Source organism: Hansschlegelia sp. KR7-227 (assembly GCF_049446035.1).
In the GTDB taxonomy this organism is placed as follows: domain Bacteria; phylum Pseudomonadota; class Alphaproteobacteria; order Rhizobiales; family Methylopilaceae; genus Methylopila.
This window is the reverse complement of sequence record NZ_JBMSEA010000002.1, coordinates 248041-271151: the sequence shown is the minus strand read 5'-3', so window position 1 is coordinate 271151 and position 23111 is coordinate 248041. Positions and strand designations below refer to the sequence as shown.

17 protein-coding genes are annotated in these 23111 nt (G+C 67.5%); 3 read left to right on the top strand and 14 right to left on the bottom strand.

Going from position 1 to position 23111, the window contains the following annotated elements; all coding sequences use genetic code 11:
• Nucleotides 1-154 precede the first annotated feature (154 nt).
• From ACO2RJ_RS16705 to ACO2RJ_RS16695, 3 genes are all read right to left on the bottom strand, one after another.
• Nucleotides 155-4495: a matrixin family metalloprotease gene (locus tag ACO2RJ_RS16705; RefSeq protein WP_423269256.1), complete on the bottom strand. Its 4341-nt coding sequence runs from the start codon at nt 4493-4495 to the stop codon at nt 155-157.
• Nucleotides 4496-4771: 276 nt separating this feature from the next.
• A complete protein-coding gene (locus ACO2RJ_RS16700; RefSeq protein WP_423269255.1) occupies nt 4772-5020 on the bottom strand; it encodes a hypothetical protein in 249 nt (82 codons plus the stop codon).
• Between the two features lie 195 nt (nt 5021-5215).
• Nucleotides 5216-6094, bottom strand: coding sequence for a LysR family transcriptional regulator (locus ACO2RJ_RS16695; RefSeq protein ID WP_423269254.1), 879 nt, complete (start codon nt 6092-6094; stop codon nt 5216-5218).
• Between the two features lie 94 nt (nt 6095-6188).
• Here ACO2RJ_RS16695 and ACO2RJ_RS16690 point away from each other — a divergent pair, with 94 nt between their 5' ends.
• Complete coding sequence (locus tag ACO2RJ_RS16690) at nt 6189-7493, top strand: MFS transporter (protein ID WP_423269253.1); 1305 nt, start codon at nt 6189-6191, stop codon at nt 7491-7493.
• A gap of 96 nt (nt 7494-7589) precedes the next feature.
• Here ACO2RJ_RS16690 and ACO2RJ_RS16685 read toward each other — a convergent pair whose 3' ends face one another.
• From ACO2RJ_RS16685 to urtA, 11 genes are all read right to left on the bottom strand, one after another.
• The gene (locus ACO2RJ_RS16685) at nt 7590-7979 is read right to left on the bottom strand and encodes a cupin domain-containing protein (RefSeq protein WP_423269252.1); all 390 of its coding nucleotides are present in this window, start codon (nt 7977-7979) and stop codon (nt 7590-7592) included.
• Nucleotides 7980-8155: 176 nt separating this feature from the next.
• Nucleotides 8156-9433, bottom strand: a complete 1278-nt coding sequence (locus ACO2RJ_RS16680; protein WP_423269251.1) for an amidase — start codon at nt 9431-9433, stop codon at nt 8156-8158.
• 96 nt (nt 9434-9529) lie between these two features.
• The gene (locus ACO2RJ_RS16675; protein ID WP_423269250.1) at nt 9530-10678 is read right to left on the bottom strand and encodes a winged helix-turn-helix domain-containing protein; all 1149 of its coding nucleotides are present in this window, start codon (nt 10676-10678) and stop codon (nt 9530-9532) included.
• Nucleotides 10679-10858: 180 nt separating this feature from the next.
• Nucleotides 10859-11185, bottom strand: coding sequence for an FmdB family zinc ribbon protein (locus ACO2RJ_RS16670; RefSeq protein WP_423269249.1), 327 nt, complete (start codon nt 11183-11185; stop codon nt 10859-10861).
• Nucleotides 11186-11256: 71 nt separating this feature from the next.
• Complete coding sequence (gene fmdA / locus ACO2RJ_RS16665) at nt 11257-12486, bottom strand: formamidase (protein ID WP_423269248.1); 1230 nt, start codon at nt 12484-12486, stop codon at nt 11257-11259.
• 31 nt (nt 12487-12517) lie between these two features.
• Nucleotides 12518-13534 (bottom strand): alpha/beta fold hydrolase, encoded by a 1017-nt coding sequence (locus tag ACO2RJ_RS16660; RefSeq protein ID WP_423269247.1) that lies wholly within the window; start codon nt 13532-13534, stop codon nt 12518-12520.
• A gap of 10 nt (nt 13535-13544) precedes the next feature.
• Nucleotides 13545-14234: an urea ABC transporter ATP-binding subunit UrtE gene (urtE, locus tag ACO2RJ_RS16655; RefSeq protein ID WP_423269246.1), complete on the bottom strand. Its 690-nt coding sequence runs from the start codon at nt 14232-14234 to the stop codon at nt 13545-13547.
• Between the two features lie 11 nt (nt 14235-14245).
• Entirely contained in the window at nt 14246-15004 is a 759-nt protein-coding gene (gene urtD, locus ACO2RJ_RS16650) for an urea ABC transporter ATP-binding protein UrtD (protein ID WP_423269245.1), read from the bottom strand.
• 10 nt (nt 15005-15014) lie between these two features.
• On the bottom strand, nt 15015-16169 hold the full coding sequence (gene urtC / locus ACO2RJ_RS16645) for an urea ABC transporter permease subunit UrtC (protein ID WP_423269244.1): 1155 nt from the start codon (nt 16167-16169) through the stop codon (nt 15015-15017).
• Nucleotides 16170-16179: 10 nt separating this feature from the next.
• Complete coding sequence (urtB, locus tag ACO2RJ_RS16640) at nt 16180-17106, bottom strand: urea ABC transporter permease subunit UrtB (RefSeq protein ID WP_423269243.1); 927 nt, start codon at nt 17104-17106, stop codon at nt 16180-16182.
• A gap of 177 nt (nt 17107-17283) precedes the next feature.
• The gene (gene urtA, locus ACO2RJ_RS16635) at nt 17284-18543 is read right to left on the bottom strand and encodes an urea ABC transporter substrate-binding protein (RefSeq protein ID WP_423269242.1); all 1260 of its coding nucleotides are present in this window, start codon (nt 18541-18543) and stop codon (nt 17284-17286) included.
• A 274-nt stretch (nt 18544-18817) separates the two neighbouring features.
• Between urtA and ACO2RJ_RS16630 the strand changes: the two genes are divergently transcribed.
• Together ACO2RJ_RS16630 and ACO2RJ_RS16625 are read left to right on the top strand one after the other, a co-directional pair.
• Entirely contained in the window at nt 18818-22201 is a 3384-nt protein-coding gene (locus ACO2RJ_RS16630; protein WP_423269241.1) for an ATP-binding protein, read from the top strand.
• Nucleotides 22194-23111, top strand: a complete 918-nt coding sequence (locus tag ACO2RJ_RS16625) for a response regulator (RefSeq protein ID WP_423269240.1) — start codon at nt 22194-22196, stop codon at nt 23109-23111. Before ACO2RJ_RS16630 ends, ACO2RJ_RS16625 begins: the two co-directional genes overlap by 8 nt.

The following is a 23111-nucleotide window of genomic DNA, read 5'->3' as shown; positions in this document are numbered from 1 at the left end:
CCCGCCCGAAACCGCCCACTGGCCCTCAACAGCGGAAGCCTCCGCAGACCGTCAGGCCCGAGAGCAAGAAAGCCGCCGGACTTTGTCCGCGGTTGGGTCTCATGGCCTGCGACCCTCGGCCGCGAGCCGAAAGCGCGCTCGCTGCGGCGTTCGATCAGACCGGATTGAAGAACTCGAAATTCGAGAACTCCAGCGCGAGGTTCCGGGAGAGCGCCGCGATCCGGACCGCGGCCCCGCCGCCGCTTGCGTCGAGATCGAACCACAGGCCGCCGTCGCCCTGGCTGTAGAACAGCACGTCGTCGGAGCCGCGGTCGCCGAAGGTGCGCCCGACGCCGAAAGTGTCTGCCGTGAGGACAGGCAGCGCATGTCCCGGATCGAACGTCCGCAGGTCGATGCGGATGAGGTCGTCGGCGACGCCGAAGTCGGTCACGCGGTCGACGCCGATGTCGCCGATCGCCAGAACGCCCGGGCCCGCCGCCGAGGAGAGGCCGCCGAAGACGAACTTGTCCGCGCCGGTTCCGCCGGTCAGCGTGTCGCTTCCCGCCAGGCCGTAAAGCGTGTCGGCGCCGGCTCCGCCGTTGATCGCGTTCGCGCCGGCCCCGCCGCGCAGATTGTCGTTTCCGGAGCCGCCCCTCACGTTCTCGATCGTGGAGAGCGTGTCCTTCAGAACGCCGTCGAAGAAGGCGTAGCCGCGTTCCGCACCGTCCTCGTATCGCAGGTAGACCGCCAGGTTTTCGGTCATGGCGGAATAGTCCACGAGATCGGAGCCGTCGCCGCCCTGGTATTGGTCGGGTCCGGCGCCGCCGACGAAAATGTCGGCTCCCGCGCCGCCGAGGAAGAAATTGGCGGACTCGTTGCCCGTGAACCGGTCGTCGAAGGCGCCGCCCACGACGTTCTCGAACTGGCTGATCGTGTCGGCCGCGACGCCGCCGATCTGGACCACGCTCGCCGCGCCGTCGGCGCCGAGCCGGACTGTGAGCCCGCCCGTCGCGTCGTCGAACATGACCTGATCCGAGCCTGCCCCGCCCTTGAGGACGTCGTGTCCGGCGCCGCCCGAAACCGTGTCGTCGGCGGCGCCGCCGTCGATGCTGTCGGCCCCGTCGCCGCCGAACAGCCGGTTGTTGACGTTGTTGCCGGTGATGAGGTCGTTCCCCGCTCCGCCCACGACGTTTTCGATCCGCTGGATCGTGTCGCGCTCGCCGTCCGAAAAGATCGCCGTCGCGGTGGCCGGCTTGGGCTTCGACGTGTCGACCGCCGCGAGCGTCAGCCGGAAGCTGTAGGTCTTGTCGCCATAGTCGAGCGTGTCGGCCTGGTCGAAATTGACGAATGGCTGACCGTTGATGTCGTTGTAGACCTTCGCGCCGCCGTCGATCCGGTCGCGGCCGGCGCCGCCGATGAGCGTGTCGGCCCCGGCGCCGCCGGTGAGGGTGTCGGCGCCGTCCCCGCCGACGAGGCGGTTGGCGCCGTCGTCGCCGGTGATGACGTCCGCCTTCAGGCCGCCGATGACGCCCTCGAAGTTGCGGACGCTGTCCTCGACAGCGCCGCCGATCGTCACGTCCGCGAAGGTCGCGCCGTTGAGCGTGACTTTGATCGCAAAGGCCGCGTCCCCATAGTCCAGCACGTCGAAGTCGCCGTCCCGCGAGGCGCCGCCGTCGAGCTGGTCCTTGCCCTGGCCGCCATTGATGACGTCGCTGCCGAAATAGCCGTCGATCGTGTCGGCCCCGAACCCGCCGAACAGATGGTCGCCGCCGATCGAGCCCTCGAACGAGTCGCTTCCCAAGCCGCCGATCAGCTTCTCGATGAATTTCAGCCCGTCTTCGTTGACGAAGGCGTTCTTCGCCGCGTCGAAGCGCTTGAGCGAGACATAGGCGTTGCCGGTCGACAGCGTCGCCTTCAGCGCCGCAAATTCGTCGGAGTAGTCGGCGACGTCGAAGCCCGCTCCGCCGTCCATCCGGTCGAAGCCGGTCCCTCCGACCAGCGTGTCGTCGCCCGCCGCGCCGCCGAGTTGGTCGTCGCCGCCCGAGCCCGAGAGCAGATTGTCGCCCATGTCGCCCGTGAGCGTATCGGCGGCCGAGCCGCCGATCAGGTTCTCGATCGAGAACAGCTGGTCGGCCGGCTTTCCGCCCACCGTCGCCGTCGCGGCGTCGGGGCCTTTCAGGGTCGCGCGGACGGACGCCTTCTCGAGCGAATAATCGGCGGCGTCGCGACCCGCTCCGCCGTCGAGCGTGTCGAAGCCGCCGCCGCCGCGCAGCGCGTCGTCGCCGTCCGCGCCTTCGAGCCTGTTGGCGTCGCCGCCGCCGTAGAGGAAGTCTCCGGCGGCGCCGCCGATCACGTTCTGGAAGTTGCGGACCCGGTCCGCCACCACGAGGTCGACCACCGCCGCAGTGAACGTCGACCCGTCGAGTCGGACGCTGACCGAGGCCGTCTCGGCGCGGTAACTCAGCGTGTTGGAGCCATTCTCGCCGTCGAGCGTGTCCACGCCGTCGCCGCCGGCGATGGTGTCGTCGCCGAAGCCCCCGGTGATCCTGTTGGCGCGGTCGTCGCCCACGATCTCGTCGGCCGACTGGCTGCCGCGCACGTCTTCGATCGAGATCAGCTCGGCTTCGATCGAGCCGTCGGTCGACGCGACGAAGCCCCGGTCGTCGCCGCCGAGCAGGATGAGCAGGCGCGTCGGCGCCTCGACGCCGTTGAAGTCGGCGAGGTCGACGCCTGCGCCGCCGTCGAGCGTGTCGACGCCGGCGGATCCGACCAACGTATCGTCGCCTTCGCCGCCTTCGAGGCGATTGGCGCGCGCGTTGCCTTGGAGCATATCGCCCCGCTCGCCGCCGCGCAGGTTCTCGATCCCGCGCAGCGCGTCCTCCTCGCGGCCGTTCACGAACGCCATGGCGTCCCCCCGCCCGTTGAGGGCGATGGAGACGGCGCGCTGTTCTCCGCGGTAGGAGGCAAGATCGATTCCGCCGCCGCCGTCGAGCGTGTCCGCGCCCTCTGCGCCTCTCAGCGAGTCGTCGCCAGCCTGACCCAGCAGCACGTTGTCTTGGGCGTTTCCGACGATCGCGTCCCTTCCGTCATGGCCGCGCACGTTTTCGATCGAGAAGATCGTCGCGACCGCGCGCCCGTCGACGCGCGTGACGCCCGATCCGAGGGAATCCTGGAGGAAGACCTCGACCTTGGCCGCGTCGGGGAGCTCGCGGAGATCGAGCCAGTCCACGCCCCGGCCGCCGGTCAGGACGTCGAGCGCGCCGTCGCTCGCCACCAGCGTGTCGTCGCCGCTCCCGCCTTGGAGCTCGTTGGCGCGCGCGTTGCCTTCCAGCACGTCCGCGCCGGAGCCGCTGAGGACGTTCTCGATGCCGGAGAGGCTGTCTTCGGCCTTTCCGCCGACGAAAGCGGTCGCGTCGCCGGCGGCGTCCAGAACGATTTGGATGCGGCTCGTCTTGTCTCCGAGATGCGCCGTGTCGACCCCGGCGCCGCCGACGAGATCGTCGCGACCGACGCCGCCGAACAGGGTGTCGTCGCCGCCTGAACCCGCCAGTCGGTTGGCGAGAGCGTTGCCCCAGAGTTGATCGCTTCCGGAGCCGCCGGTCGCGTCCTCGATGTCGACCCCGTTCGCGATCGTGAAGCCTCCCAGCACCTGGTCCACGAAGCTGATGCGGCCGCCGGCGTAGATGTCGCCGGCCTTGAGACTGGCCTCGGTCAGGTCGATCGCCACGGCGCGCGTCCCGCCGTAGCGGATCATGTCGCGGCCGCCCGTGTCCCAGATGCAGTGCAGCGACGCCGTCGCGTTCGTCAGCGTGTAGACGTCGTCGCCCGAAGCAAAGCTGGTGTTGGCACCGTAAAGATACTGCAGCGCGGCGATGTCGAACGCCATCAGCCCGTCGGGAAAGCTGATTGCGCCCTGTTCGGCCGCCGTATGCGGCTGGCCATTCTGCGAGGCGCCGAAGAACTTGTAGCTCATCACGGTGTAGAGCCAGCTGTTCTGGTCGTTCGTCCCCGTGTCGAGAGGACCGTCCACGCCTGGAAAGCGCGGCGAACCGCTGTGCGGGTGATCGAGCCCCAGGCCGTGTCCGATCTCGTGGATGATGGTGGAGAAGGCGAAGCCGCCCGGCTTCAGCTGGCCGCTCCAGTCGTCATATTCGTCGACGTAGAACAGGCCGTTGCCGGCCTGCGGACCCGAGGGCAAGGCGTGCGCGGCGAGGTCGCCTTCTGGCGCCGGGCTTGGATCGAGAAACCAGTTGAAGTCGGAGTTCTCCGCCGAAGCGGTCTCCTGAAAATCGATGTCGATCACCGACTCGAAGGCCGCGACCGCCTTGCGGAACGCCGCCTTCTCGGCGGCCTTCCACGTATAGGTCGTGACGCCCGTGTTCGTGTAGGTGATGGTGGAGAAGTTGTAGGTGAGCGGAGCGTCCTGCACGCCGTGCCAGATCTGGCCTCTGATCAGCGCGGCGAGGAACGGGTTCGACGGGTCGCGGACGTCGATCTCAGGGTCGGCGGTCGGCATGGCTGCGTATCTCGTATCGGGCCGCCGCGGCGGATGACGAAAGCGGTACGCAGGGGTAGCAGGCGATCAAACTCTTGAGGAATAAGTATCTCTACCTAGATCGGCGTTTCTGGATCTCCTCATCCACTGAGCGAGGGAAGCCCGTCCGCGATCTACGCGCCGACATTTCAGATCGCGTTCCGCCCTTCGCGCGGCGCCGGGCCATCGGCCAGGACCGGGGGAAGCGGACCGCTCCGCTTCCCCTCGCCAGTCGTCAGGGGTCCGGCGCGGAGCTGATCAGTTCTTCCAGAACGTATCGGCCGGATGAGCGCTGGACGCCGGCGCCTTGGCCGGCCGTTCGGACTGGTCCTGGCTCGGAGCGCGGGACCGGCGCAACGACATCGTCTCGGCGGCCGGAAGCTGCGCGGGGCGCGTCGAAACCGCAGGGCTGGTCTGGCCGACGCGCGCCCAGTTGATGCCGGGGTCGGCGACGGCGGCGGACGAGGCGAGCACGGCCCCGACAATGGCGTAAGCTAAGGTCTTCATGACCTTCTCCTTCTCTGCGCCGCGACGGTCGCGGCTCTGTTGGACCGAGATCTATGCGCGCGGCCGACGGATAAAATATCGTTCGGTAAGAAATACGTTTGCACCCGTGCACGCGAAAGCCACCGCCGGCCGCTCCGGCGTCGTGCCGCCTCCTCGGGAGACGGCCGCGGTGCGCTGAGGCCGCGCGGCGGACGCTTAAGTCGAGGCCAGAGCGAGAAAGTTGCGGACGACAGGCGAGGTGTCCGCGCGGCGGAAGGCCAGCGACAGGTCGACGGTCGGCCCGTCGCCCGCGATGTCGCGATAGACCACGCCGGGCAGTCCGAGATGGCGGGCGGCCGACGGCACGATCGACACGCCGAGCTCAGCCGCGACCAGGCTGATCACGGAGATGATCTGCGGCGCGGACTGTCCGATGGTCGGCTCGAAGCCCGCGTCGCGGCAGCTCGACACGATTGCGTCATACATCGCCGTGCCGATCTCGCGCGGCGTGAGAACGAAGGCGTCGTCCCGCAGGTCCTCGAGGCGCACCGGGTTCGAGTCTGCGGCGGGATGCGACGCCGGGAGCACCGCGAGCATCTTCTTGCGGGTCAGCGGCCGGAACTGAAGCCGCTCGTCGTCGGACGAGGCGCTCCTGAGAAAGCCGACGTCGAGGTCGCCCGCGCCAAGGGCCTCCGCCAGCCGCGACGAGTTGGTCTCCTCGAGCGTCAATTCGACCGCGGGAAAAGCGCGCCGAAATCCGCGGATCGACGAGGACACCACGGTCTCGAACGCCGCGGTGCCGGTAAAGCCCACGCGGATCGAGCCGCGCTCGCCCCGGGCCGCGCGGCGCGCTTCGTGCACGGCCCGCTCCGCGAGGGCCGGAAAGCCCTTCACCGCCTCGAAGAAGGCTTCTCCCGCCGCGGTCAGCTCCGCGCCCTGGGGAATGCGGTGGAACAGGCGGGCGCCGATCTCGGTCTCGAGATTCTTGATCTGTCCGCTGAGCGGCGGCTGGGCGATGCCGACGCGCGCGGCGGCGCGCGAAAAGTTCTTTTCCGCGGCTACGGCAAGGAAATATCGGACGTGTCGAAGCTCCATGTCTCATACATGGAACAGATCAGGATCGCCGTCATCATATATTGGACGGATGACGCCGCGACCGCCACATTCCCCTTCAAAGAAGGGTCCTTCCATGAACGCCCGCGTCCCGGCCGCATCCGTCGAAGCCTTGCCGACCGCCGGTGATCCGGATGGCGGCGGCGAGGCCGGCTATCTTGTTCGCGGCTCCTCCGCCTATCGCCGCGGCAGCCTCGCGCTGTTCCTCGCCGGGTTCGCGACCTTCTCGCTGGTCTATTGCGTCCAGCCGCTGCTGCCGGGATTCGCCAAGGAGTTTCAGGTCTCCCCGGCGGACAGCGCGCTCGCGATGTCGGTCACGACGGCCTCCCTCGCCGTCGCCATTCTGTGCGCCGGCGCGCTTTCGGAGTCGGCCGGCCGCCGGGGGCTGATGTTTGCCTCGATGTGCGCGGCGGCCCTCGCCAACACCGTGGTGGCCTTCACGCCGAGCTGGCACGGCCTGCTGGTCGCCCGCGCGATCGAGGGCGCCGCGCTGGGCGGCGTCCCGGCGGTCGCGATGGCCTATCTCGCCGAAGAGGTCGACCCGAAGGGGCTCGGCTCCGCCATGGGCCTTTATGTCGGCGGCACGGCGCTCGGGGCGATGCTCGGCCGGCTCGGCGTCGGCGCCATGTCGGAACTGACGACTTGGCGCATCGCCATGGCGAGCATGGGCGGACTTGGATTGCTCGCCGCGATCGGCTTCGTTCTGTTGCTGCCGCCGTCCCGCCATTTCGTCAGGACGCCGGGCTTTAGCCTCTCGCATCACAGAGACGCCTGGCTCGGCCATCTCCGCGGAGGCCGGCTGCCGCTGCTGTTCCTGATCGGCTTCCTGTCGCTTGGCGTGTTCGTGTCCGCCTTCAACTTCATCGGCTTCCGTCTGAGCGAGGCGCCTTACGGCCTCAACCACATGGAGATCAGCCTGATCTTCGGCGTCTATGTGCTGGGCGTCGTCGCCTCCTCGACGGCGGGGGCGATGTCGGACCGGTTCGGCCGCGCGCCCATTCTGGTCGCAGGCTTCGCCATATCGTTCGTAGGCCTTGCGCTGACGCTCGCCGCGCCGCTCGCCGTGATCATCGGCGGCGTGATCTGCGTCACCGTCGGCTTCTTCGTCGCCCATTCCACGGCGAGCGGCTGGGTCGGACGGGCGGCCGAGGGGTCGAAGGGCCACGCCGCCTCGCTTTATCTGCTCGCTTATTATCTCGGCTCGAGCGTGGCCGGCTGGGCCGGCGGCTGGTTCTACGGCGTCGGCGGCTGGACGGCGGTCGTCGCGTTCGACACCGCGCTGCTGGTCCTTGCGCTCGTCGCGGCCTTGCGGCTGGGCGCCTCCGAGCGGCCGCGGCCGGCCTTCGAAGGCGATCTCGCGCCTGGCGCCCTTGGCCGGTGAGCGAGCGCTCACGCGGCTGGACGCGGCCCGGAGATGCGACCGGATCGTCCCGCCGCAGGACGCCGCAACCGTCCCTGGCGCAGCCCGGCGGTCGCGTCAGGAGGGAATTTCAGCCGCGAAGCGCTTGAGCACCGGTTCGGGCATCGCCCAGGAGCCGCGAAATCCCTTCCGGATGGCGAGGCTCTCGCCGGGGCCGAATTCCTGCACCGTCCCGCTGTCCTCTTCGGTGACGATGATCCGGCCCTCGATGATCACGGCCATTTCGTTGAAGGGATAATCGGTCAGCTTCATCGTGCCCGGCGTGCAGGTCCAGACGCCTGCGAGGAAGTTGCCCTTTTCGCTGGTCATGAAGACGTCGAGCACCTGCTCGCAGGTTCCCTCGACGATCTCGCCCAGCGTGGCGGGGCCGCGAACCTCCTTGCCGCTCTTGCTGCCCGTCGGGTCGATTTTCACCAGGACCTGCGTCCCCGAAACGGCGTCGCCCATAGCTGTCGCTCCCTGTTCACAACGGACCGCCCCGAGCCACGGTCGAAGAATTCTTTACAAGAAACATTTGTGCGTAAAGAGAAAAGAATACGCAGGTCCTGGCGAGCAGACGCGCAGCGGGGCGTCAGCTCATGGAGAGGCGTCTCCGGCCAACCTGACGGCTCGCCGGGAGAGGTTTAGCTCCGGGCCTCCAGGTGAGGCGCTCCGGCAAACAGGGGGACGACTTGAAGGATCGTCTGGGCGGCCGCCAGCAGCGCCATGTCGCCGCCGTGGCGTCCGACCAGCTGCAGCCCAAGCGGCAGGCCGGACAGCGACACGCCGACAGGCAGGGAGACGGCCGGCGCGCCGAGCGTGGTCCACGGCGTGCAGAAGCGCGCGTCGCCGGTGTGCCCTAGCCCCTCCGGCGCCTCCCCGGGGGCCGGGATGGTGAGAACCGCGTCGTAGCCGCGCATGCGATCGGCGAACGCCTCCCGCAGGTCGCGCTGGGCGGCCAGGGCGTCGCGGTGGGCTGCGTCCGAGATCGCGCGTCCGCCGTTGATCAGGTCGGTGAGCTCGCCGCTGATGTCGGCCGGCCGGCGGCTCTGCAGCTCTCCGAAGACCTGCGCCGCCTCGAAGGCCACGATGATTTCCGCGATCGACCGCAGCCGGACCGTCATGTCGGAGAGATCGACGGTTTCGACTCGCGCGCCGGCCGACGCCAGGTCCTGGCGCGCCGAGTCGACCAGCGCGCGCTGCTCTTCGCTGGCGACGTCCGTCGACGGCGTCAGCGCCGCAAGACGCAGCTCCGCGACGGGGACGGACGACGCGGGGGCGATGTCGGGGGCGAGCAGCGAAAGCGCGGCGGACACGTCGTCGACCGTGCGGGCGAACAGCCCGACATGATCGAGCGACGGGCTCAGCGGATGAACGCCCTCGCGCGGAAGCGCCCCGAAGCTCGGCTTGAACCCGACGACCCCGCAGAACGCCGCGGGACGGATCACCGAACCAAACGTCTGGGTGCCGAGCGCAAGGGTGACGAGCCCCGCCGCCACCGCCGCGGCGGAGCCGCTGGAGGAGCCGCCCGGCGTGTGGGCGAGGTTCCAGGGGTTGCGGGTGGGCCCGGGATGGCGCCACGCGAATTCGGTCGTGACCGTCTTGCCCAGCACGGTCGCGCCGAGCGCCCGCAGCCGCGCCACGATCGCTGCGTCGGCGGCCGGCCGGTGTCCGTCATGGATCGGGGAGCCGTAGCCGGTCGGCATGTCGGCGGTGTCGATCAGATCCTTCACCCCCACCGCGACTCCGGCGAGCGGCCCCGCCTCGCCCGCTTCGGGCGGGCTGTCGGGAAGGTGGGCGAACGCCTGGAGCGAGGGCTCGAGCGACCGGGCGCGCTCCCAGAGGGTCGTCACGAGATCCTGCGGAGCCGCGCCGCGGGCGATCTTCGACTGGATGGCGGCGATGGTCGCTGCGTTCGTCATGAGGCAGTCCCGGCGCTTTGGTTCAAACGTCCGCTTCCGTAGCACGCGATCGTCCGCTTTCGCTCGCCACGCCGGTTGCGGACGCTCTGGAGCGCTTCACGACAGTTGGAACCGCTCGAAGCGCCCGAGCTCCTCTTCGATGGCCGCCCTGCGCTCTGCGGTCTCTTCGGCGATCCATGTCCATTTCTGCATGAGCAGGCGGCCGGCTTGCCGATCCGTCTTGAGGTCGACCGCGGCGACGATCTGGTCGCCCATCAGGACCGGCAGCGCGAAGTAGCCGAGCCGGCGCTTCTCCGGCGGGACGTAGGCTTCGAACCTGTGGTCGTAGCCGAAGAGCGCGTTCAGGCGCTTGCGCTGGATGACCAAAGGATCGAAGGGCGACAGGATATGGGTCCTGTGCGCCGAAGGCGCGCGTCCGCCCGCGTCGAGAGCGTCCGGCGCCGCCCACAGCGAACTCCTGTTGTGGCCTTCCAAGCGAACAGGGACGAGCCGCCGCCGCTTCACCTCGTGCTCGATCAACGCGGCGACCTGCAGTTTCCATCCGAGGTCGCCATAGCAGATCGAATCCAGGCTCACGACGCCCTGCGACCGGAGGGCGCGCCGCAGCAGGTAGCCGGCGTATTGCACGGGCGAAGCTGCTGGGGGACGGCGGCGCCATCCGAAATGACGGTTAGTCAGGTCGTAGCTCTTCAGCATGCCGCGGCGACCGCTGATGGTCAGATCGCCGACGAAGAAACCGAATCTGAGCGCGGCTCTGGACGGCTTGCGGCTCGCCCAGGGATGGGTCTTCTCCACAAGCTCCTCGCCCTCGAAGTCGCGGATGGACAGCGCGCCTTCCTTCCGGATGCGTCTCAGCAGAGCAGCGTAGGCGTCCGGCTCCGCCGCGGCGGCGAAGGAGCGGTGGGGCTGCGCCCGCCGGCCCTCCATGGCGGGCAGGAAGAAGCGGTAGTCGGAGGTCGGCACATAGGCCAGCGCGTGGGTCCAGTACTCGAACACGGACTTGTCGACCGACTGCGCATGTTCGAGGTCGCTGCGTCGGTAGTCCGGGATGCGGGTGTAGAGGATGTGGTGATGGCTGCGCTCGATCACGTGGATCGTGTCGATCTGGACATAGCCGAGATGCTCGACCGCGCGCCGCGTGGTGTCCGGCCCCGCGCCGAACGGCGCCTCGGCGTCCAGCCGCTGCGCCCGCAGCCAGACGCCGCGCGCGTGCGAGAGAGACATCGAAAGGGGCGCTCGAGCCACGAATCCGCTCCATCGGGAGAGGAGCGCAATGTGGGCTCCCGCCCGCGCGGGTAAAGCCCGCCGCGCGTGGCCTGCGGACCGTCCGGTCGCCTGCATCCCCCGCAACGCGGATGAGCCCGAATTCGCCTCCCCGGGGCCGCGAGGCGCTTCGGCCTCGGCGCCGGCGGCCGCACGGCCCAGCTAGTGGCTGATCATCCAGGGTCTGGCCTTCGGGAAGCTCTTCGCCGCGCCGACTGTCGCCGCCGGCGTCTTCAGTCCCCGACCGGAGCAGCAGCCGCAACCCGGCGCATGCGACTTCGATCGGGTCGGCTCGTTCGAGGACCGCTCATTGGTGGCCGCGGCGCGGCGGCGCGCAGAATCCATGCCGGCGAGCGCAGGCGCGGTCAGCAGCACGCGCGGCGCCTCGGCTCCGCAGTCGGGACAGTCATGCGGCGCGTCAAAGGCCGACATCGGCCGCAACGCCGCGAACGGCCCGCACTCCGCGCAGGCATATTCATAGACGGGCATTCTAGACCTCCAGTCCCTTCGGGAGACGCGCCGCGGCTGGATCGGACGGCCGCGGCGGTCGCGCGTTTCTCTCAGAGGTCCGCCGCGAGCGGCATCGTCACCGAGCCGTCAAGGAACTTGGTCGGTCCCGCGGCGCTCGGATTGATGTCGAATTCGAAGATCTTCGTCGGCAGCCAGAGCGTGGCGCAGGCGTTCGGAATGTCGACCACGCCGGAAATGTGGCCCTGGACCGGAGCGGTGCCGAGGATGGAATAGGCCTGGGCGCCGGAATAGCCGAACTTCTTGAGATACTCGATCGCGTTGAGGCAGGCCTGACGGTAGGCGACGCCGACGTCGAGATAGTGCTGGCCGCCCTGCTCGTCGACCGAGATGCCCTCGAAGATGAGGTAGTCGTCATATTTCGGCGTGATCACCGACGGCTTGAAGATCGGGTTCTTGATCCCGTATTTCGACATGCCGTCTTTGATGACGTCGACCTTGATGTGCACCCAGCCCGCCATCTCGATCGCGCCGCAGAAGGTGATCTCGCCGTCGCCCTGGCTGAAATGCAGGTCGCCCATCGAAAGGCCGCCGCCCGGAACATAGACGGGGAAGTAGATCTTGGAGCCGCGCGACAGATCCTTGATGTCGCAGTTGCCGCCATGCTCGCGCGGCGGAACGGTGCGGACGGCCTCGGCGGCCGCAGTGTCCTTCGCGTCCCCGGTCAGGCGGCCCATATGGGCCGTCGGCGCGAACGGCACGGTGCCGACCGGCGGCACGCGGTCCTTGTGGGCCTCGACGAAGGGGATCTCGCGGTCGTTCCAGGTCTTCAGCAGCTTCGGGTCGGGCAGGCAGCCGATCAGGCCGGGATGGATCAGGCCGGGGAAGCGCACGCCGGGCACGTGGCGCGACTTCGTGAACATGCCCTCAAAGTCCCAGATCGACTTCTGGGCCGACGGGAAATGCTCGGTCAGGAATCCGCCGCCATTGTTCTTCGAGAAGAAGCCGTTGAAGCCCCACTGGCTTTCGGCCTTGGCGCCGATGTCGAGCAGGTCGACCACCAGCAGGTCTCCCGGCTCCGCGCCCTCGACGCCGATCGGGCCGGAGAGGAAATGCACGATGGTGAGGTCGATGTCGCGGACGTCGGAGGCGTCCTCGTTGTTCTTGATGAAGCCGCCGGTCCAGTCATAGGTCTCGATGATGAAGTCGTCGCCCGGCTTCACCATCGCGACCATGGGGATGTCGGGGTGCCAGCGGTTGTGCACCATGTCGTTGTCGTAGGCCGACTGCGACAGGTCGACCTTGATCAGCGTTTCGGTCATCTTTCACTCCCTCTATGGTTTCGAAGCGGGCTCAGCTCGCGAGCAGTTCCTTGAGCGCGTCGTCGAGAATCTTGATGTCGTCCGGGCTGGTGCCCGGTCCGCCGGCGAAATGGCCCCACCAGGTCTCGATGGTCCTGAGCTCGGCGTTCGGCATCGCCGCCGCCTCGATCTCGTTGTCGGCCGGCGGGAAGTAGAGGTCGGTCGAGGCCGGCATCAGGATCGCCTTGGCCTTGATCGCGCCGAGCGCGGCTTTGACGTCGCCTTTGAAGATCTCGTTCGCGCTGATGTCGCCGTTCTGCCAGGTCCAGAGCATGGCGAGCAGGTTGTTGGCGTCGCGCTCGTAGAACAGGCCCTCCCAGAAGCCGATGAGGAAGTCCTCGAGCGAGGCGTAGCCCATGTGCGTGACGTCGGCCTCAAGCCGGTAGAAGGTCTGCGACAGACCCCAGCCGGCATAGACCCGCCCGAAGGCGCGTAGACCCTTGTAGGGCGGGGTGTCGTACCAGCCGTCCTTGAAGGCGGCGTCCGCCTGCAGGGCCGCCTTGGCGCCTTCAAGGAAGACGAAATTGTGCCGCGAGCATTTCGCGGACCCTTGGAAGGGCAGGATCCGCGGGACCATGTCGGGATACATCGCCGCCCAGTGGTAGGTCTGGAGCGCGCCCATCGACCAGCCGGTCACCAGCACGAGCTTGTCGATCCCGAAATGCTCGGTGACGAGCCTGTGCTGCGCCTTGACATTGTCATAGGCCGTGACGTTCGGAAAACGCGGCCCGTTCCACGGGGCCGGCGTGTTGCTCGGCGACGAGGACAGCCCGTTTCCGAACATATTGGGGATGATGATGAAGTATTTCTCTGGATCGAGCGCCATGCCCGGCCCGATCAGCCACTCGTTTTCGGTGTGCTGGCCGGAATACCAGGTCGGATAGACGATCGCGTTGTCTTTGGCTTCGTTCAAGGACCCAAAGGTCTTGAAGGCGAGCTTCGCCGAGCGCAGCGTCTTGCCGCATTGAAGCACGAAGTCGCCGAGCTCGAAGATCTCGTAATCGGCCATTGTTCCTCCGTCAGACGGACAGGTATTTCGAGACCTTGGCCTCATCGACCGCCGCGCGCGGCTCGTCGTGGACGATCTCGCCGTTCTCGACGACCAGCACCCGGTCGGCGACGTCGAGCGCGAAGCTCAGCACCTGCTCCGACACCACGATCGACAGGCCGCGCTCGTCGCGGATGCGGCGCAGCGTGCGGGCCATCTCGCGGATGATCGAAGGCTGAATGCCTTCGGTCGGCTCGTCGAGCAGCAGCACCTTGGGCTTGGTCGCGAGCGCGCGGGCGATCGCGAGCTGCTGCTGCTGGCCGCCGGACAGGTTGCCGCCGCGGCGGCTCTTCATCTCAAGCAGCACGGGGAAGAGCTCATAGATGTCGGCAGGCACGCTTCGGTCGCCGCCGGCGATCAGGCCGGTCTCGATGTTCTCCTTGACCGTCATGGTCGAGAAGATCATCCGGCCCTGCGGCACGTAGGCGACGCCTTTCCTGACCCGCTGATGGCTCTTCATGGCGGCTATGTCCTCGCCGCCGAGCCGGATCGCGCCGGAGGTCGAGGGCAGGATGCCCATCATCGACTTCATGAGCGTGGTCTTGCCCATGCCGTTCCGGCCCATGATGGCGATGATCTCGCCGGGCTCGACCTTGAAGCTCATGCCGTGAAGCACTTCGCTCTGGCCGTAGGCGACGCGCAATTGGTCGACGTCGAGCATGGTCGCCCTCCTCAATGGCCGAGATAGACTTCGACGACCTTGGGGTCGTTCTTGACCTTCTCCATCGAGCCCTCGGAGAGGATCTTGCCCTGGTGAAGGACGGTGACCTTGTGGGCGATGTCCTCGACGAACTTCATGTCGTGCTCGATGACCAGCACCGACCGGTTCTTGATGATCGTGTTGAGCAGCTCGGCGGTCTTCGCGCGCTCGCTCACGCTCATGCCGGCCACCGGCTCGTCGAGCATCAGCAGCTCCGGGTCCTGGATCAACAGCATGCCGATCTCGAGCCACTGCTTCTGTCCGTGGCTAAGGAAGGCCGCGCGCTCGCTGAGCTTGTCTTTGAGGAAGATCACCTCCGCGACCTCCGTCACCCGCTCCCGCACCGCCTGATCGCGCTTGAAGGTGAGCGCGCCCCAGACCGAGCGGCCTTTCGGATAGGAGATTTCGAGATTCTCGAAAACCGTGAGATCGTCGTAGATCGATGGCGTCTGAAACTTGCGGCCGACGCCCGAGAGCACGATCTGGCTCTCGCTCATCTTGGTGAGCTCCTTCTCGCGGAAACGGATTGAGCCCGAGCTCGCCTTGGTCTTTCCGCAGATCAGGTCGAGGACGGTGGTCTTGCCGGCGCCGTTCGGCCCAATGATCACGCGGATCTCGTTCTCGTCGACGTAGAAGGACAGGTCGTTGACCGCCTTGAAGCCGTCGAAGGAGACGGTGAGGCCTTCGACCGACAGCAGATATTCTTTGGCGGGCGCGCCGATGGTGGTCATGGGAGGGTCCTCACTCGGCCGGGGAGGCTGCGGCGGCGCGCTTCGCGACGGCTGCGGCCGGATCGGCGGGGTCGTCGCGGCGCAGCTTCAGCGCCTTGTCGATTGGCGGCTGGACATAGTCGCGCCAGATGCCGGCGAGGCCGTTGGGGAAGACCAGCACCACTGCGATGAACAGGCCGCCGAGGCCGAGCAGCCAGAGTTCGGGAAAGCTTTCCGACAGGCTGGTCTTGGCGAAGTTGACGGCGAGCGTGCCGTAGATCGCGCCGAGTATCGAAAGCCGGCCGCCCACGGCGGTGAAGATCACCATCTCGATCGAGGGCACGATGCCGACGAGGGAGGGCGACATGAAGCCGACGTTCAGCGTGAACATCGCCCCGCCGATCGCGGCGAACATGCCGGCGAGGCAGAACACGAAGATCTGGAAGTTCGCGACCGAGTACCCCGAGAACCGCACCCGGTCCTCGCGGTCGCGCATCGCGACCAGGATGCGGCCGAGCTTGGAGTCGCGCACGAACATCGCGACGACCACCACGCCGAGCAGCAGGACGGCGTTGACGAAGTAGAGGATGAACTTCGCGCTGTCGGTGCGGATGTCCCAGCCGTGCAGCGTCCGGAGGTCGGTGATGCCGTTGACGCCGCCGGTGTAGCCCTGCTGGCCGATGATCAGGATGGTCGCGACGGCGGCGAGCGCCTGGGTGATGATCGCGAAATAGACGCCGGAGACGCGGCGCTTGAACATCGCCGAGCCGACCAGGAAGGCGAAGAACGCGGGGACCAGAATGATCAGCAGGATGGTCAGGGGCAAGGAGTGGAAGGGCTGCCAGAACAACGGCAGCTCGGTGATCTGATTCCAGTCCATGAAGTCCGGGATGCCGGGCGTCGACTGGATCTTGGTGTTCTCGACCGACGACGCCTCGAGCTTGAGATACATCGCCATCCCGTAGCCGCCGAGCGCGAAGAACACGCCCTGGCCGAGCGAGAGGATGCCGCCATAGCCCCAGCACAGCACAAGACCCACCGCGACGAAGGCGTAGGTCAGGTATTTGGCGACGAGGTTCAGGCGGAAGCCGTCCAGCGCCACGGGGAACACGACGATCAGGATGAAGGCGAGGACGGCGAGGGCCAGCAGGTCCTTGCGGTCCATGAAGGAGGGCGCGCGTGTCATCGTGGGATCCTCAGCGCCGGACTTTGAGGGTGAAGAGGCCCTGGGGGCGCAGCATCAGGATGCCGACCACGGTGAGCAGGGTGATCACCTTGGCCATGGAGCCCGACAGGAAGAACTCCAGCGTCGACTGGGTCTGCGAGATCGAGAAGGCGGAGGCGATGGTGCCGAACAGGCTGGCCGCGCCGCCGAACACCACGATCAGGAAGGTGTCGACGATGTAGAGCTGGCCCGCGGTCGGGCCCGTGGAGCCGATCATCGTGAAGGCCGAGCCGGCGATCCCGGCGATCCCGCAACCCAGGCCGAAGGTCAGGCGGTCGACGCGCTCGGTGTCGATGCCGACCGCCCCCGCCATCGTCCGGTTCTGCATGACGGCGCGGATCTGCTGGCCGAAGCGCGAGCGGAAGATCATGACGAAGACGCCGGCGGTGATCAGCGTGGTGAGGCCCATCACCAGCAGGCCGTTGATCTGCACCTGGATGATTTCGGTGACCTGCAGCGAGCCCAGCATCCAGTCCGGCAGATTCACGCCGACCTCGCGCGGGCCGAAGATCGAGCGGTAGAGCTGCTGAAGAATGAGGCTGAGGCCCCAGGTCGCGAGCAGCGTGTCGAGCGGGCGCTTGTAGAGCCTGCGTATCAGCGTCCACTCGACCAACATGCCGAGCGCGCCGGAGGCGCAGAAGGCGAGGATGATGGCTATGAAGAAGTAGATCGAGAACAGCGACGGCAGGTAGTTCGTAAAGAACTCCGAGCAGAGCCAGGTGACATAGGCCCCGAGAATCATGAACTCGCCATGCGCCATGTTGATGACGCCCATCTGTCCGAAGATGATGGCGAGGCCGAGCGCCATGAGCAGGTAGACCGAGAACAGAATCAAGCCGGCGAAGCCCTGCATCGCGAAGATGGAGCCGAGGTCGCCAAGGGAATAATCGCCGAACATGGATCTCTCCGCTTCCGCTCTCGCGGCGTGTCTTCAGGAGAAAGCTCGTCATGGTCCGGCTTGACCGAACCACCCATGCCGGGCGCGGAGCTCGACGCCCGGCATGGGTCCTCCGGTCAAGCCGGAGGACGACGCGGCGCTTAGGACGGGGCGGCGGCGCAGCCCCGTCTCGTCAACTCACTGGTATCCCTTGGGGAAGGGATTCGGCTCGATGAGCTCGGGGCTCTCATAGACGACCTTGAACTGACCGTCCTTCTGGGCGAGGCCGACGCGCGTCTTGGACCAGAGGTGATGGTTCTCGTGGATCTTGACGTAGCCTTCCGGCGCCTTGAGGAACTCGATGCCGGGCGACGCCGCCGCGACCTTGTCGACGTCGAACGAGCCGGCCTTCTCGACGGTGAGTTTCCAGAGCCAGGGACCGAGATAGGCCGCCTGGGTCACGTCGCCGATCACCGTCTTCTCGCCCCACATCTTCTTGAACGCCGCGACGAACTCCTTGTTGTTGGCGTTGTCGAGCGACTGGAAGTACTTCATGCAGGCGTAGGCGCCGGCGATGTTGTCGCCGCCGATGCCGTCGATCTCGTCCTCGGTGACCGAGATCGTGACCAGCGTCTGCTTCGACATGTCGATGCCGGCCGCCTTCAGCTGCTTGTAGAACGCGACGTTCGAGCCGCCGACGATGATCGCGTAGATCACGTCCGGCTTGGTCAGCTTGATCTTGTTGATGACCGAGTTGAACTGGGTGTGGCCGAGCGGGAAGTACTCCTCGCCGACGACCTTCGTGCCCTTCATGAAGTTTTCGATGTGCTTCCGGGCGATCTTGTTCGAGGTGCGCGGCCAGATGTAGTCGGAGCCAAGCAGATAGAAGGTCTTGGCGCCCTTCTCCTTCACGACCCAGTCCAGGCCGGCGATGATCTGCTGGGTGGCCTCCTGGCCGGTGTAGATGACGTTCTTGGACTGCTCGAGCCCTTCGTAGAAGGTCGGGTAGTACAGCATGCCGTTGTACTGCTCGAACACCGGCAGAACTGCCTTGCGCGACGCCGACGTCCAGCAGCCCATGACGGCTGCGCATTTGTCGTTGACGAGCAGCTTCTTCGCCTTCTCGGCGAAGGTCGGCCAATCGGAGGCGCCGTCCTCCTGGATGAACTTGATCTTGCGGCCGAGGACGCCGCCCGTCTCGTTGATCTGCGAGATCGCGAGTTTCTCCGCCTGGACCGATCCGGTCTCTGAGATCGCCATCGTGCCGGTGACGGAATGCAGGATGCCGACCGTCACCTCGGTGTCCGTGACCGCGAGGCCGGTCGTGTTGACGGCCGAGGTCGCCGGCGCCTGGGCCATCGCGCTCTTCGGCAACAGGCCCGCCAGAGGGGCGGCGGCCATTCCCATGAGCAGCTGGCGCCGCAGCCGCGATTGGAGCCGGTCGTCGTGCGTCGCCATCAAACCCTCCGTGAGAAATCGCCCGTGATCTGGCGAGGCACAGGCTGAGGGTCGTTTTGCATCGCAGCATATACGTCGGTTGACGTATGTGTGGCGCCGCACAAACAGGCTTAACGTTGACTTTCGCGCGCGACTTCCGCGTGCGAAGCGGCACCGGGCCGCAGCCGTTTTCGACCGGCAGGGAAATTGCTTGGAGGAGGCGTATCGACGTTGTGATGGTTTTCGCAGCGCGGCATGACGGGCCGGCGCTGCGTCGAACGGGGCCAGGGGCGGCATGACAGACCGACTCCGCATCGTGCCCGTCCGGCGGCGCTACAACCAGTGGGTCGCGAACCAGACGCTCGAGGATTACGCGTTGCGCTTCACCGCCAAGCGCGCGCGGCGATGGTCGGCCGTCCGGGTGGGCAACACCGCTCTCGGCGCGGTCTCGTTCCTTGCGCTCGAGGCGATCGGCGGCGCCATCACATTGAGCTACGGCTTCGAAAACGCCGTCGCCGCCGTGCTTGTCGTCTCGGCGCTGATCTTCCTCACCGGCCTGCCGATCGCCTATTACGCGGCGAGGGACGGCGTCGACATCGACCTTCTCACGCGCGGGGCCGGCTTCGGCTATATCGGCTCGACGATCACGTCGCTGATCTACGCGTCGTTCACGTTCATCTTCTTCGCGATTGAAGCCGTCATCATGGCGCTCGCGCTACAGCTCTGTTTCGGGCTGCCGCTCGCGATCGGCTATGTCGTGAGCGCGGTCGTGGTGATCCCGATCGTCACCCACGGCATCACGTGGATCAGCCGGTTCCAGGTGTGGACCCAGCCGATCTGGATCGCGCTTCACGTCACGCCGCTGATCTTCATCGCGCTCCAGGACGACGCCACCTTCGGCGACTGGACGGGTTACGCCGGCGCCAGCGCCCATGGCGGCCACCTCAATCTGCTCGGCGCGGGGGCTGCGGGCGCCGTGGTGTTCGCTCTGGTGGCGCAGATCGGCGAGCAGGTTGACATCCTCCGCTTCATGCCGGAGCGGACGGCGAAGGGGCGTTGGGCGTGGTGGGGCGCGCTGATCGCGGCCGGGCCCGGCTGGATCGTGCCCGGCGCGGTCAAGATGATGATCGGCTCGTTTCTGGCGGTGCTCGCGTTGAGGCACGGCGTGGAGGCGAGCCGGGCGAGCGAGCCGACCCAGATGTATCTCGTCGCCTTCGGCTACGTGACGTCCTCGCCCCAGATCGCCTTGGCGCTGACCGGCGCCTTCGTGGTGCTGTCGCAGATCAAGATCAACGTGACGAACGCCTATGCCGGCTCGATCGCCTGGTCGAACTTCTTCTCGCGCCTGACCCACGCCCATCCCGGCCGCATCGTCTGGCTGTTCTTCAACGTGGCGATCGCCGTCCTGCTGATGGAGGCCGGCATCTACAAGACGCTCGAGCACACGCTCGGGCTCTATTCGGTCGTCGCGGTCGCCTGGGTGGGGGCCTTGGTCGCGGACCTCGCGGTGAACAAGCCGTTGGGCCTCAGTCCCGCGCGGATCGAGTTCAAGCGGGCTCACCTCTACGACGTCAATCCCGTCGGGGTCGGCGCCATGCTGGTCGCGACCGCGGCGGCGATCCTGTCTTATGTCGGAACGTTCGGGGCGTACGCCCAGGCGCTGGCGCCGCTCGTGGCGCTGACGGTCGCCTTCGTCACGGCGCCTGCGATCGCGATCGCGACGCGCGGCAAGTTCTATCTCGCCCGCAAGCCGCGCGCGGAATGGCGGCTGCGGCCGGAGCTGAAATGCGCGGTCTGCGAGCACGCGTTCGAGCCGGAGGACATGGCGCATTGCCCGGTCTATTCCGGGCCGATCTGCTCGCTCTGCTGCTCGATCGACGCGCGCTGCCACGACGGCTGCAAGCCTCATGCGCGCTACCAGGCGCAGCTCCTGAGCGCCTTGTCGGCCGTCATGCCGTCCTGGACGATCGACCGGCTGAACACGCGGACCGGCCACTTCTTCGGCGTGTTCGCGCTGTGCGGCGGGGTGATCGCGCTCGTGCTGCTGATGGTGAACTTTCTCGCCGTCGCCGCTGCGCCGGACGAAGCCGCGGCCGTCGCAGGCACGCTCTGGGCCGTGTTCCTCATCCTGATGATCGTTGCGGGCGTCGCCGCGTGGCTGTTCGTGCTGGCGCACGAAAGTCGCGAGATCGCGCAGGACGAATCCGTCCGCCAGACGGCGTTGCTGATGCGCGAGATCGAGGCCCACAAGCGCACCGACGCCGCTTTGCAGCGCGCCAAGGAGATCGCCGAGGCCGCCAATCTCGCGAAGAGCCGCTATGTCGTCGGCATCAACCACGAGCTTCGCACGCCCCTCAACGCGGTGATGGGCTACGCTCAACTGCTCGACGGCGACGGAACCTTGCCCGAACGGGCGCGGAAGGGCCTGAAGGTGATCCGGCGCAGCGCCGAACATCTTTCCGGCCTGATCGACGGGCTGCTCGACATCTCAAAGGTCGAGGCGGGGCGGCTGCAGCTCGCCCGCAACGAGGTCGTCACACGCGACTTTCTCGAACAGCTGGCCGACATGTTCCGCCTTCAGGCGAAGGCCAAAGGCGTCGAGTTCGTCCTGGAGGGCGCCTCGGCGCTGCCGCCGGTCGTGCGCGCGGACGAGAAGCGCCTGCGGCAGATCCTGATCAACCTGCTGTCGAACGCCGTGAAGTTCACGGAGTCGGGCAAGGTCTCCTTCAAGGCGCGCTATCGGAACCAGATCGCGGAGTTCGAGGTCCGGGACACCGGCATCGGCATCCGCGCCGAGGACCTCGATCGGGTGTTCGAGCCCTTCGAGCGCGGCAGCATGTCGCGCGCCCATCTCCAGCCCGGCATGGGCCTCGGACTGACCATCACCAAGCTGCTCGTGGAGATCATGGGCGGCGAGATGTCGGTCACGAGCGCGCATGGCGAGGGCAGCGTCTTCCGGGTGAGACTGATGCTCGCTCACGTCGCCCATGCGCGCATAGCGAAGAAGCCGACGGCGCGCGCGATCGGCTATTCCGGCGACCGGCGGCTGATCCTCGTCGCCGACGACGACGCCGACCACCGCGACCTGATGCGCGAGACGCTGGAGCCGATCGGCTTCTCGGTGATCACCGCGCCGGACGGCGTCGCCGCCTTGACCATCGCCGGGGAATGCGCGCCGGACCTCTTCATCCTCGACATCTCGATGCCCGGAATGTCCGGGTGGGACGTCGCCCGCCGGCTCCGCGAGACCGGCCACGCCGCCCCGATCCTGATGATGTCGGCGAGCCTCGGGGACAGCGCGTCGCAGCCGGCGCGCGCGCCTGACCACAGCGCCGAATTGAGCAAGCCCGTCGACCTGTCGGCGCTGCTGGAGCGCATCCAGCGACTGCTCGGGCTCACCCTCATCCTCGACGGCGAGGCGCCGGCTCGGGCCGCGACGGCGGAGTCGACAAGGCGTCTGCCGAGCGCCCAGCACGTGGAAGAGCTCATCCGGCTGGGCGAAATCGGCTATGTCAGCGGCATCGAGGCCAAGCTCGCGGAGCTGGAGGCCGTCGAGGCCGGCCGCTCCCCTTTCGTCGCGGCCGCGCTCGAACGCATCCAGGCCTTCGACCTTCGCGGCTACATGGCGCTGCTGCGCGAGAGACCGGACGCCGCTGCCGCCGGGGCGGCCGATGACTGAGGAGGACGCCCGGACCGTCGTGCTCGTCGTCGACGACAGCCCCGACACGCTCGCGATGCTGACCGCCGCGCTGGAGCGGACGGGCGCGGTCGTCCTCGTCGCGATCGACGGCCTGAGCGCGCTGGCGCTGGTGGATCGCGTCGCGCCTGACCTCGTGCTGCTCGACGCCGTGATGCCCGGGATCGACGGCTTCGAGACCTGCCGTCGGCTCAAGCGCCTGCCGGCGCTCGCGGACGTGCCGGTCGTCTTCATGACCGGCTTGAAGGAGACCGACAGGATCGTCGAGGGCCTCGAGGCCGGCGGAGTCGACTACGTCACCAAGCCGATCGTGATCGACGAACTGCTCGCCCGTATCCGGGTTCACATCGGCAACGCGCGCCTGTCGCGAAGCGCGCGGGCGGCGCTCGACACGACCGGCCGCTTCCTGTTCGCGGCCGATCGGGACGGGCGCATTTTGTGGTCGACGCCCCAGGCGAGCCGTTTGCTCGGCCAGGCGATCGCGGACAGACATCGCGAGAGCTATCTGCTGCCGGACGCCGTGACGGGCTGGCTCGCCGCGCGCAGCGACGGCCGCAGCGAGCAGCCCACCGCGCTTCTCCCGGCGACCGACGGCGGTCGGCCGCTCACTCTGTCCTTCGTCGGCCGAATGGACCGAAATGAGCTGCTGCTGCGCGTCTCGGAAGAGAGCGGCGCCGAGGGGCCGGGCGCGCTCAAGGAAAAGCTCGGCGTCACCACGCGCGAGGCCGAGGTGCTGCTCTGGATCGCGCGCGGCAAGTCCAACAAGGACATCGGCGAAATCCTCGGCATGAGCCCCCGCACCGTGAACAAGCACCTCGAGCAGATCTACGTGAAGCTCGGCGTGGAGAATCGCGCGGCGGCGGCGGCGGTCGCCGTCCGCGCGATGTCCTGA

What these genes read in the sequence shown, in the direction of transcription:
- ACO2RJ_RS16705 (WP_423269256.1), bottom strand. Translation starts at nt 4,495, where the DNA reads ATGCCGACCGCCGACCCTGAGATCGACGTCCGCGACCCGTCGAACCCG.
- ACO2RJ_RS16700 (WP_423269255.1), bottom strand. Translation starts at nt 5,020, where the DNA reads ATGAAGACCTTAGCTTACGCCATTGTCGGGGCCGTGCTCGCCTCGTCC.
- ACO2RJ_RS16695 (WP_423269254.1), bottom strand. Translation starts at nt 6,094, where the DNA reads ATGGAGCTTCGACACGTCCGATATTTCCTTGCCGTAGCCGCGGAAAAG.
- ACO2RJ_RS16690 (WP_423269253.1), top strand. Translation starts at nt 6,189, where the DNA reads ATGAACGCCCGCGTCCCGGCCGCATCCGTCGAAGCCTTGCCGACCGCC.
- ACO2RJ_RS16685 (WP_423269252.1), bottom strand. Translation starts at nt 7,979, where the DNA reads ATGGGCGACGCCGTTTCGGGGACGCAGGTCCTGGTGAAAATCGACCCG.
- ACO2RJ_RS16680 (WP_423269251.1), bottom strand. Translation starts at nt 9,433, where the DNA reads ATGACGAACGCAGCGACCATCGCCGCCATCCAGTCGAAGATCGCCCGC.
- ACO2RJ_RS16670 (WP_423269249.1), bottom strand. Translation starts at nt 11,185, where the DNA reads ATGCCCGTCTATGAATATGCCTGCGCGGAGTGCGGGCCGTTCGCGGCG.
- fmdA (WP_423269248.1), bottom strand. Translation starts at nt 12,486, where the DNA reads ATGACCGAAACGCTGATCAAGGTCGACCTGTCGCAGTCGGCCTACGAC.
- ACO2RJ_RS16660 (WP_423269247.1), bottom strand. Translation starts at nt 13,534, where the DNA reads ATGGCCGATTACGAGATCTTCGAGCTCGGCGACTTCGTGCTTCAATGC.
- urtE (WP_423269246.1), bottom strand. Translation starts at nt 14,234, where the DNA reads ATGCTCGACGTCGACCAATTGCGCGTCGCCTACGGCCAGAGCGAAGTG.
- urtD (WP_423269245.1), bottom strand. Translation starts at nt 15,004, where the DNA reads ATGACCACCATCGGCGCGCCCGCCAAAGAATATCTGCTGTCGGTCGAA.
- urtC (WP_423269244.1), bottom strand. Translation starts at nt 16,169, where the DNA reads ATGACACGCGCGCCCTCCTTCATGGACCGCAAGGACCTGCTGGCCCTC.
- urtB (WP_423269243.1), bottom strand. Translation starts at nt 17,106, where the DNA reads ATGTTCGGCGATTATTCCCTTGGCGACCTCGGCTCCATCTTCGCGATG.
- urtA (WP_423269242.1), bottom strand. Translation starts at nt 18,543, where the DNA reads ATGGCGACGCACGACGACCGGCTCCAATCGCGGCTGCGGCGCCAGCTG.
- ACO2RJ_RS16630 (WP_423269241.1), top strand. Translation starts at nt 18,818, where the DNA reads ATGACAGACCGACTCCGCATCGTGCCCGTCCGGCGGCGCTACAACCAG.
- ACO2RJ_RS16625 (WP_423269240.1), top strand. Translation starts at nt 22,194, where the DNA reads ATGACTGAGGAGGACGCCCGGACCGTCGTGCTCGTCGTCGACGACAGC.